General features: G+C 45.3%; 5 protein-coding genes, 2 pseudogenes and 1 riboswitch. Of the genes and pseudogenes, 5 read left to right on the top strand and 2 right to left on the bottom strand.

Annotation, left to right across the window (positions count from 1 at the left end):
* Window positions 1-200, bottom strand: a pseudogene (locus tag ACLQ6D_RS15045) (OmpA family protein); the annotation flags it as partial.
* A gap of 618 nt (window positions 201-818) precedes the next feature.
* On the opposite strand from ACLQ6D_RS15045, the gene ACLQ6D_RS15040 reads away from it, so the two are divergent.
* The 5 genes from ACLQ6D_RS15040 to ACLQ6D_RS15020 all read left to right on the top strand — a co-directional run bounded on the left by ACLQ6D_RS15040 (window position 819) and on the right by ACLQ6D_RS15020 (window position 3,475).
* Window positions 819-1,133 (top strand): BON domain-containing protein, encoded by a 315-nt coding sequence (locus ACLQ6D_RS15040; protein ID WP_411728128.1) that lies wholly within the window; start codon window positions 819-821, stop codon window positions 1,131-1,133.
* A 314-nt stretch (window positions 1,134-1,447) separates the two neighbouring features.
* Window positions 1,448-1,678, top strand: coding sequence for a glycine zipper domain-containing protein (locus ACLQ6D_RS15035; protein ID WP_411728127.1), 231 nt, complete (start codon window positions 1,448-1,450; stop codon window positions 1,676-1,678).
* Between the two features lie 10 nt (window positions 1,679-1,688).
* Window positions 1,689-2,123 carry a phage holin family protein gene (locus tag ACLQ6D_RS15030; protein ID WP_411728126.1) on the top strand — a complete coding sequence of 145 codons (435 nt, stop codon included), beginning with the start codon at window positions 1,689-1,691 and terminating at the stop codon, window positions 2,121-2,123.
* 8 nt (window positions 2,124-2,131) lie between these two features.
* Window positions 2,132-2,557 carry a hypothetical protein gene (locus ACLQ6D_RS15025; RefSeq protein ID WP_411728125.1) on the top strand — a complete coding sequence of 142 codons (426 nt, stop codon included), beginning with the start codon at window positions 2,132-2,134 and terminating at the stop codon, window positions 2,555-2,557.
* 278 nt (window positions 2,558-2,835) lie between these two features.
* Window positions 2,836-2,923, top strand: a riboswitch (cyclic di-GMP riboswitch).
* A gap of 33 nt (window positions 2,924-2,956) precedes the next feature.
* A complete protein-coding gene (locus ACLQ6D_RS15020; RefSeq protein WP_411728124.1) occupies window positions 2,957-3,475 on the top strand; it encodes a hypothetical protein in 519 nt (172 codons plus the stop codon).
* 52 nt (window positions 3,476-3,527) lie between these two features.
* Here the strand turns inward: ACLQ6D_RS15020 and ACLQ6D_RS15015 are convergent.
* Window positions 3,528-3,651: pseudogene (locus tag ACLQ6D_RS15015) on the bottom strand (IS1595 family transposase); the annotation flags it as partial.

Below are 3,651 nucleotides of genomic sequence, written 5' to 3'. Positions count from 1 at the left end.
TGTTCATCAATGATTTTGCCGAAGCCCAAGCCAGCACCATAGCCAGCGTTATCTGCATTTCTATCGCCGCCGGGATTCACATACGAGCCGAAAGGCGCGACATACCAACGATTGTCTAGGAACTGATCGGCGGCTTGTGCAATCGGCAGGAAACCCATGCTGGTTAATGAAACAATGGCGAGTAAATTTTTTTTCAACATGATATTCTCCTTATAAGTGTAATAAAAAATGGGAACCAATAAAAACACATCATTATGTTGGCAATTCCGAATAGCTATGTGAATCGTTTAAATATTGAAACCGACCCTGTTAAGGCAAACAGTATATAGTGCCTCTTCCGATTACGTAGAGGCATTCTCTAAAAATACTCCTTACCGTGACTAATGTTGTTAAACAACATCATAAAGTAGCATAATCGCAACATTGACCGTTAGTCTGTACGGTAACACACATAACAACCTTGCAGCAAAAGATTTTTGTGCAACTATTGAAAAGTATTTCACAAGTTCATTTAACATTATGTTTTAACCTATCCAAATACTCGTTTGACACAATTTGAATGGATAGGCATTCCTACCTTCAGCATCCAACTTTTCCTTTATGTACGTTACCGTACCGACTACGGATATTTTTGCGGCTAAAGTGTCTACAAGGCTTTGACGTACACCCCAGTCTCACACCGAATGCTTGGGCTTAGGTAGGTGACTTACTCATCCTTGGTCACGATTGTTTTCTTACCTAGGTATAAGGCGCTTGACTGGGCATTTAGTCTTAAAACCCCTTATTAGGTTTTTTTAAGCATTACTGGAGATTTACTCATGAAACACTTTATTAGATTAATTTCGGCATTTTTTATGGTTCTGACCTTATTGATTGCTGCAGGTTGTGCATCAACGCCAAAGCATGAGGGAACCGGGGAATATGTTGACGACAGTGTTATCACTGGCAAGGTTAAGGCGGCCATTTTGCATGAGCCTACTTTAAGTTCTGCGGAAATTAACGTTGAAACCTTTAAAGGTAAAGTTCAATTGAGTGGCTTCGTGAATTCCCGTGCCGATATTAGCAAAGCAATTGAAGTCACACGCGCTGTCAACGGCGTAAGTGAAGTCAAGAATGACATGCGGCTCAAATAGAATAGGAAACCATCATGAAAACCATTCACAAAGCCTCTAATTACCGCGCATGAGGCAGTTGATAAGTTCGCCAGTGCGACCAATCAGGCTGCAGACGCGTTTGACGAAAAAGGCCAGCAACTGAAAAAAGCCGAGCAGCGTTTGATGAAAAAATTACACAAATTATACCCGTGACAATCCTATAACGTCGTTGGGTAGTGCAGTAGCCGCTGGCTTTTTGCTCAGCCGGGTGTTGAGTGGACGTTAGGCAGTCAAATATCATTAACCCAAACGCCGTAATTAACATACGGCTTAAAAAAGAGGAAGAAACTATCATGAATACTACAGACAAAGCATCAAATTTCGCCCATGAAGCTGGCGAAAAGATCGCCAGTGCAGCCAATCAGGCCGCAGACGCGCTTGGCGAAAAAGGCGAGCAATTGAAAAATGCCGAGCAGCGCTTGATGAAGAATTGCTGCGGTTATGTCCAGGACAACCCGGTCACATCCTTGGGTATCGCGGTAGCGGCTGGTTTTTTGCTGAGCCGCTTGTTGAGCGCACGTTAGACTGTCTAACATGGATTCAAAAACCATTGAGGATGAGATGCCTACGCCTACTGTAGCGTGCAATGGTACCGTGAGCGGTTCCAGTGCGCTAGAAGATGCGAAGTCGTTATGGCATGAACTGCTTGGGTTAAGCCATGATCGCTTCCTGCTTGCCGCGCTGGAGACGCAACGGGCAGGGGAGAGCCTGGTAGCCATGACCGTGGCAGGAGTAATGGTCGCCGTCTTATTGAGTTGCGCGTGGTTTGGATTCGTAGCTGCCGCTGTTTTGAGACTGGTCGAGAATGGTATTGTGGCGAGTAGCGCTATATTGCTTGCTGTGGCTTTCAATCTGCTGCTGGTGCTAATTCTATTTAGCGTGATACGCCGCGAGCGTAGTTATCTACAGTTCCCGGCGACCCTCCGCAGTCTTCACCATACCCCACCAGGACACCGAGATACTAAGTAGGAGGAATGATGGCATCCAACTTTTTAAATCGAAGCAAAGCCAACTCTCTGACGAACCAAATCAGGGCTGCGGAGCGGCAGGTGCTGACCCGTCAACGGAGGATAGAAATGCGCACCGATACGCTGGTGCGGAATATCCATCAACAGATGACCACTCCGGCAACCTTGTTGTTGGTTAGCGGCACAGGATTCATCATTGGCGAACTTACCAAGCGCCAAACCCCTAAATTCCGTGGCACTGCCGATAAGTCATTAGGTTCCGAAACCTCGCCATTGAAGATTGCGCTTAACCTTATAACCTCGATCCAAACCTTATACACAGCGTTGCCTATTGTTTGGATGATGAAGGCATTCTATAAACCGGGTTCTTCTGGTCAATCGTCCGAACGGCAATTTCAGCCGGTGACGCCCGCTTCCAGTGGAACTGATAGGTAACCACCCCAAAGGTAATAGCTAAACTTTTGCCATGGAAAGCATCGACCTCACTGGAACTGTTTACAAATTATTGCCACCGAGCGATAGACTCCAGATTGGTGGCCACAATACACGCTATTCTTGCAGGTCAGTCAATATACCAGTGGCTTGGCTACTGAGGAAATGTGAAAGAACACACGCGCTCACTCTAGGGTTTATAAGTTAAGCAGCGATGCTGCTGGTCAATGAATAGAGTTTGTGGGTATGCGTGATCGACCTGAGGGTTGGCACAGTTCAAGGACGATAAAAGCCAAACCTGTCGTGAGGCAAGGACGGAAAGCTAAGGATCTTTTTATTTAGTCATATCAAGAAAGCCGGGTTGTAACCATTTATTTTATCTGAACGTAATAATTTTTAACTTTGGAGTTTCTTAAGAAAAAAATTAGTGTGGTTTTTGCTTTATTAATGATGATGGGATTTGCTGGGGTTGCTTCTTCGGCGACTTTGACATGGGGAGTCATGCCTGGCTCTGCCAAGATTACCCTGAATAATAACCAGACAATCTCTGCCACCTATGGCTTTGGGCTGATTAAAGGCGCGTTTTCTCATGGTTATAATTTCTCTTCGGTAAATCCCTCACATGCCGTTGCCTATGTCATTGAGTTGTTGAATGAAAACATCTCGATATCATCCATTAGCATGGATAGTATGATGATGACATTTGATGCATTGAATCAACGTTGGCAAGGATTGGGTACCCTGAGTACGACCCACAGCCTGCAATTGACTGGCATTGTCGATAAGGTTGGCCAGCAGTACTTAGTAACTGCTGTTAGTGAAGTACCTTTTCCAGCTGCTATTTGGCTGTTTGGCTCTGCACTCGCAGGTTTGATTGGCATTTCAACCCGTAAAACGGGTTTGAAAACTTTAACAGCTTAAAATTTTCAAGGTAAAAGCGTTTGAAAAGGGGCATCTGCCCCTTTTTTTGTGGCTATGTCACCGTTAAATATTGAAAATTCCCCAGGGCGGCATTCAGCAGCATTTCCGGTGTGAGTGGTTGGTGCTGTTCAAAAGCCCGTCGCCAGCCCAGGTAGTTTGGTAGGTAGCGGGTTGCT

Origin of the sequence: Methyloglobulus sp. (genome assembly GCF_046714055.1) — a bacterium.
In the GTDB taxonomy this organism is placed as follows: Bacteria; Pseudomonadota; Gammaproteobacteria; order Methylococcales; family Methylomonadaceae; genus Methyloglobulus.
The sequence above is the reverse complement of the archived record's forward strand: the minus strand, read 5'-3'. Positions and strand labels throughout refer to the sequence as shown.

Coding starts and splice junctions, on each gene's coding strand:
- ACLQ6D_RS15040 (WP_411728128.1), top strand. CDS start 819: ATGAAACACTTTATTAGATTAATTTCGGCATTTTTTATGGTTCTGACC.
- ACLQ6D_RS15035 (WP_411728127.1), top strand. CDS start 1,448: ATGAATACTACAGACAAAGCATCAAATTTCGCCCATGAAGCTGGCGAA.
- ACLQ6D_RS15030 (WP_411728126.1), top strand. CDS start 1,689: ATGGATTCAAAAACCATTGAGGATGAGATGCCTACGCCTACTGTAGCG.
- ACLQ6D_RS15025 (WP_411728125.1), top strand. CDS start 2,132: ATGGCATCCAACTTTTTAAATCGAAGCAAAGCCAACTCTCTGACGAAC.